The organism is Actinoplanes sp. NPDC048791 (genome assembly GCF_040650095.1).
GTDB lineage: Bacteria > Actinomycetota > Actinomycetes > Mycobacteriales > Micromonosporaceae > Actinoplanes.
In genome coordinates, this window is sequence record NZ_JBEZGQ010000672.1 from 1 (window position 1) to 4,743 (window position 4,743).

General features: G+C 74.3%; 3 protein-coding genes. 1 reads left to right on the plus strand and 2 read right to left on the minus strand.

What is annotated here, in order from left to right; translation table 11 throughout:
- Together AB0C29_RS34175 and AB0C29_RS34180 are read right to left on the minus strand one after the other, a co-directional pair.
- Positions 1-220: hypothetical protein (locus tag AB0C29_RS34175; protein WP_360829134.1), on the minus strand; the 220-nt coding region annotated here is incomplete at its 3' end.
- Positions 180-2,447: a CATRA conflict system CASPASE/TPR repeat-associated protein gene (locus tag AB0C29_RS34180; RefSeq protein WP_360829136.1), complete on the minus strand. Its 2,268-nt coding sequence runs from the start codon at positions 2,445-2,447 to the stop codon at positions 180-182. The genes AB0C29_RS34180 and AB0C29_RS34175, both read right to left, overlap by 41 nt.
- A gap of 95 nt (positions 2,448-2,542) precedes the next feature.
- Between AB0C29_RS34180 and AB0C29_RS34185 the strand changes: the two genes are divergently transcribed.
- Positions 2,543-4,743 (plus strand): tetratricopeptide repeat protein (locus AB0C29_RS34185; protein ID WP_360829139.1); only part of this gene is annotated, 2,201 nt, incomplete at its 3' end.

Here is a 4,743-nt window from a genome sequence, read left to right on the forward strand (position 1 = left end):
CGGGCGCGGGCGCTTGCCGGCGCAGGGCCTCTCTCATCGTCAGCTCGGCCCGGGCCATCGACATCAGGTCACCGGTACGGTCGTAACGCCTGTACCAGGCGGCCCCGAGCTCCGCGAAGGCCGTGGCCGGGGCATCCGCTTCGCCGGCCAGTCCTTCGAGCCGGGCGATCCCCTCGTCGTCACCCCGCGCTCGGCCCGCCGCACGGGGGTTGTGAGCCACCGGGAGGCTCCCCGCCGGTCCGCCCGCCGTGCGGTTCGACCGGCGGGCAGCTCTCCAGCAACGCCCGAGTGTACGCGGCGGCGACCGCAGCTGCGTACCGCCGCCAAGCCAGGGTCATGCGCCGGTCGGCGTAGTCGCTGATGCCCCGCACGACCAGCCAGTGCCGGCCACCGGCGAAGGTCGCCGAGCCGATCCCGGAGCCCTCCATCTCCAGCGCGATGACGGTGTGGTCCCGCGCGAGCTTGTCGCGCAGCGCCGCGTTGCGGACCGACCGGTCGCCGGAGCCGATCCGTCCCAGGTGGACCTTCGGCAGACCGGGGAGGCGATCGGCGGTCACCGGGTGCTCCACCGGCTCGGCGTCTTCGTCATCGGAGGCGTACAGCACGTCGGTGGCCGGGTCCGGGCGCTCGAAGTCCGGTAGCTCCGCGATCAGCCGTTCGAGGTGGGTCACCCAGGGCCGGATCCGCCGGTGCTCCTCGGCGCGCAGCATCTTGGCCCGCGGCCCGAGCAGCGGGGACGGCCGGGGGAAACCCTGCCGCGGGGAGGTGCCGTCCGGCCGGTCGACGACGTGGTCGTACTCGGCGACACCCCAGGTGGACACCACGATGTCGCCCAGCCTGACGTGCCGGTCGGGGAGCTCGGGGCGCGGGATGCCGGCGGCGATGCCGACCATGAGCACCTGGTCGACGGATTCGAAGCTGCGTACCAGATGGGTGGCCCCGGTCGCGGCGGCGTCGGTGGCGGTGCCGCCGAGCAGCGTCAGGACCACCTGGTGCGGGCGTCCGGGCAGGACGCTGGGGATCGACCCGCGGACATAGGTCCCGGAGTCGCCCGCGACCGTCACGACCTCCGCGTCATCGATCATCGTCCGCATCGCGGCGAACTCTTCCTCCATGGCCGTGACCAGCCCGAAGGTCGGCGGGCCGGCCGAGCCACGAGCCGGACCGGTCAGCCGGGCGCGCTCGCGGGCGTTCTCGAGATAGGTGATGTCGTCGTCGAGCCGCTTCTCCACCCACCCCGCGGTCTCGAGGTCGTCGTCGAACAGCACGTCCGCGGGACCGGCACGGTCCAGGGCGGCCAGGGCCTGGGCCATGTTCGACCGGGCGATCTCCACGGTGAGTCGCAGGTCCCGCAGCAACGTCTGCGTGACCGCCAGGGCCCTCTCGTCCCCGGTCAGGACCCCGGCCGCTACGGCCTGGTGCACGCGCAGCTGGTAGCGGTACGCGGCGGCGTCCAGCAGATATCGCAGGAACGGGGTGACCGCCGTGTCGCCTCGGGACCAGGCGAGCAGGCTGAGGTGGGACTCGTCGCGGGGCGGCGCCAGGATCAGCAGCCGCCGTTCGGCCCGGCCCGCGTCGTCGAACGGCGGCAGCTCCCAGACGGAACTTGAGCCCAGCCGGGCCCGGCCGCCGGTCCACAGCTCACCGGGGGCGGACGGCGGCTCCTCGTCGGCACCCGGATACGTGCCGAGGAAGATCCGGACAACTCCGAGCATCAGGTCGGTTCCCCGCGCGGCGATCGCCGACCACTGGGCGTCGGGACCGTCCCAGCCCGGTCCGTCCGCCCCGGCCGACCAGGCGATCGAAAGGATCAGCGCGTCCTGCTCCCGGCGCAGGATCGCCTGCACCAGCCGGTCCGGACGTTGGCGGGCCGCGATCGTCTGCGTGCGGGGCACGAGCGGGCCGTCCACAGGCGGATCTAGCGGCAGCTCGCCGATCGCCGCTGTCGTCCCCGAGCGCTCGACGGCGTCCGCCCACAGAGCCAGGAGCTGCTGATAGGCGGGCTCCGACCACGGTCCGTCCAGCGGAGCGAAGACGTGCACCACCAGTTCCTGCCGCTGTGGTGCCGCGTCGCCGGCCGGCGGTGGCGCCGCGGAGCGCACGGCGACCGGTGGCCCGGGCGGTGGGCCGGCTCCGTCGAGCAGGTGTACGAGCCGCAGCAGCCGCAACCGCAACGACTTGGGCACCGGCCCGACCAGGTTCCCGCTCGGATCGATCGGGACGACCCGCAACGGGCTCAGCGCCTCGAGCTCCGCCGTCGCCGCGCCGAAGTCGTCACCGCCGGCCTCGACCAGAGCGGAGAGCATCTCCTCCAGCGTTTCGCCGACCTCGGCCCACTGCGAACCGGTCAGCGACCACCGGGGCAGGTCGGCCAGGGCCCGCCGGGCATCCTGCCGGTCCACCGGATCGATCGGTGCGGGCTCACGCGGCGGTTCTACCGGTTCCATCGCCCCGCACTGTATCCACGGTGGCCCGTCCGCGACCGTCCTGATTCACCCGTCCGGGCGGCAGACTCCGCGCCCGGCGGCGGTACCGTCCCGGCATGGACGATGGCGACCAGCCGGACGCCGCGGCTCTCCAGCAGCTTGTCGCGGGTCTGCGGCAGGCCGTGCAGCGGTACACCGACACCGGGGATCGCGCTGCGGTGCTGGCCTTTCCGCTGGTCGAGGCGGCCGCGACGCTCGTGCGCCACACCCTGGGTCCGCCGATCGGCGCCGACGAGGCGTCGCAGCGCGAGGTGCTGACCGTCGTCGGAGATCTGTACCTGTGCCGGGCATCGGCCGGATCCGAGGAGGGCGACGGGTACATCGATCCGGTGACCGCCATCGCCTGCGCCGTCCTGTGCGGCCGGGAGCAACGGGTGCTGTCCCTGATCACCGATGACGCGGAGACGGCCGAGGAGTTGCGCTCCCCCGCGGCCTGGGTCGACGTTGCTGTGGACGTACCGGGGCCTCAGCGGTTGTCCGGGACCTTGCTGCTGCGGCTGGCCCTGACCGCACTCCCGGCCGGCGATCGCCGGCGCGCGGTGGTCGCGACGAATCTGGCCGGCGGCCTGCTGCACGCCTACGAGCGGACCGGCGATCTCGACCTGCTCACCGAGGCGGACGTCGTGTGCACGGCGGTGTCACTCGAGGCCGCCTCGGCCGACCTGCTGTCCAACCACGCGCTGGTGCTCGGCTCCCGCTTCGAGGCCACCGGCGAGCTGGACCAGCTGGATCGCGCGATCGCCGTCGCCCGCCGGGCCACCGGGTCCGATGAGGACGGCACCACGTACGCCACCCTCGGCCTGCTCCTGCGCGACCGGGCCGACCGTTGCGGTGACGCCGACGCAGCCCGGGATTCGGCCGGCGCCCACCGGGCCGCCGTCGAACGGGCGGAGCCCGGCACCTCGACGCGGGCGCTGCGGCTGTCCAACCTGGCTTCCGCCCTGCGCACCGGCTACGAACTGACCGGCGAGTCCCGGCTGCTCGACGACGCCATTACCGCCGTCGAGGAGGCGGCCACGCTCACCCCGGCCGGGTCCTCGCTGTTCCCGGCGGTGCAGACCAACCTCGGCGTGATGCTGTTCGCGGATTACGAGCGCTCGGCCGATCCGGGCCGGCTGACGGCGGCGCTGGCGGCGTTCGGCATGGTGGAGGAGGCCGACCCGGCCGGCGAGTTCACCGCTCTGGCACCGAACCTCGCCCTGGCGTTGAAGGCGCAGGGCAGGCTCGGCGACCTGAACAGTCTGCGCCGGGCGGTGTCGCTGTGCGAAACGGTCGTCGCCCGGTTGCCGCCGGGCAGCCCGGATCGGCCCACCGCCGTGTCCAGCCTGCTCGACGCCGTGCTGACCCTGGCCGACCACGGCGAACTCCGGGCGGAGGCGCTGACCGCGGCGCTGCGGCTGGCCGAGGACACCCTCGACCGGACCCCGGACGACCACGCCGACCTTCCCGCCCTGCTGTCCACGGTCAGTGTCGCCCTGCGGACCTCGGCCGAGTGGTCCGGCGCGACGGAAGGGCTGCACCGGGCGGTGGAGACCGCCCGGCAGGCCGTCGACGGCACCGGACCGGCCCATCCCGACCAGCGGGTGTACTGGTCCAATCTCAGTGCGGCGCTGCTCGCCCGGGCCGAGCACACCGGGTCGGCGACCGAACTCGACGAGGCGGTGACAGCCGGCCGCCAGGCGGTACGGGCCGCAACCGAGTGGCCGCACAGCCTCGGCCCGGCCGCCACCAACCTGGGCCTCGCCCTGCTCACCCGGTACCAGCGGTACGCCCGGCCGCAGGACATCACCGACGCCGTCGACGCCGCGCGGACGGCGCTCGCGGTGACTCCGCCCGAGGACATAGCCCGGCCCGGGGTGCTGTCCAACCTGTCGCTGGCGTTGCGGGCCCGGTGCTCGGCCGCGGACGACCTGGGCGATCTCACCGAGGCGGTCGAGCGGGCCCGGCAGGCAGTGCGGCTCACCCCGGACGGCCACCCCGACCGGCCGGGCTACCTGAGCAACCTCGGGCTGGCCCTGGCCGACCTCGCCGACCGCACCGGCGACCGGGAGCTCACGGGTGAAGCCGTGCGGCGGGCCCGCGAGGCACTGGCGTCGGCGCCGCCCGGACATCCCGGGTTGGCCGGGTATCTGTCGAACCTGGGCAACGTGCTGCAGGACCGCTACGTCCGGGCGGGCTCGCTGGCCGACCTGGACGCCGCGATCGAGGCCCAGCGGCGGGCGGTGGAGGCGACCGGTGCCGGGCAGCGCGACCGCAC

Excerpts from the sequence above, each read along its gene's own strand:
- AB0C29_RS34180 (WP_360829136.1), bottom strand. The coding sequence starts at position 2,447 with ATGGAACCGGTAGAACCGCCGCGTGAGCCCGCACCGATCGATCCGGTG.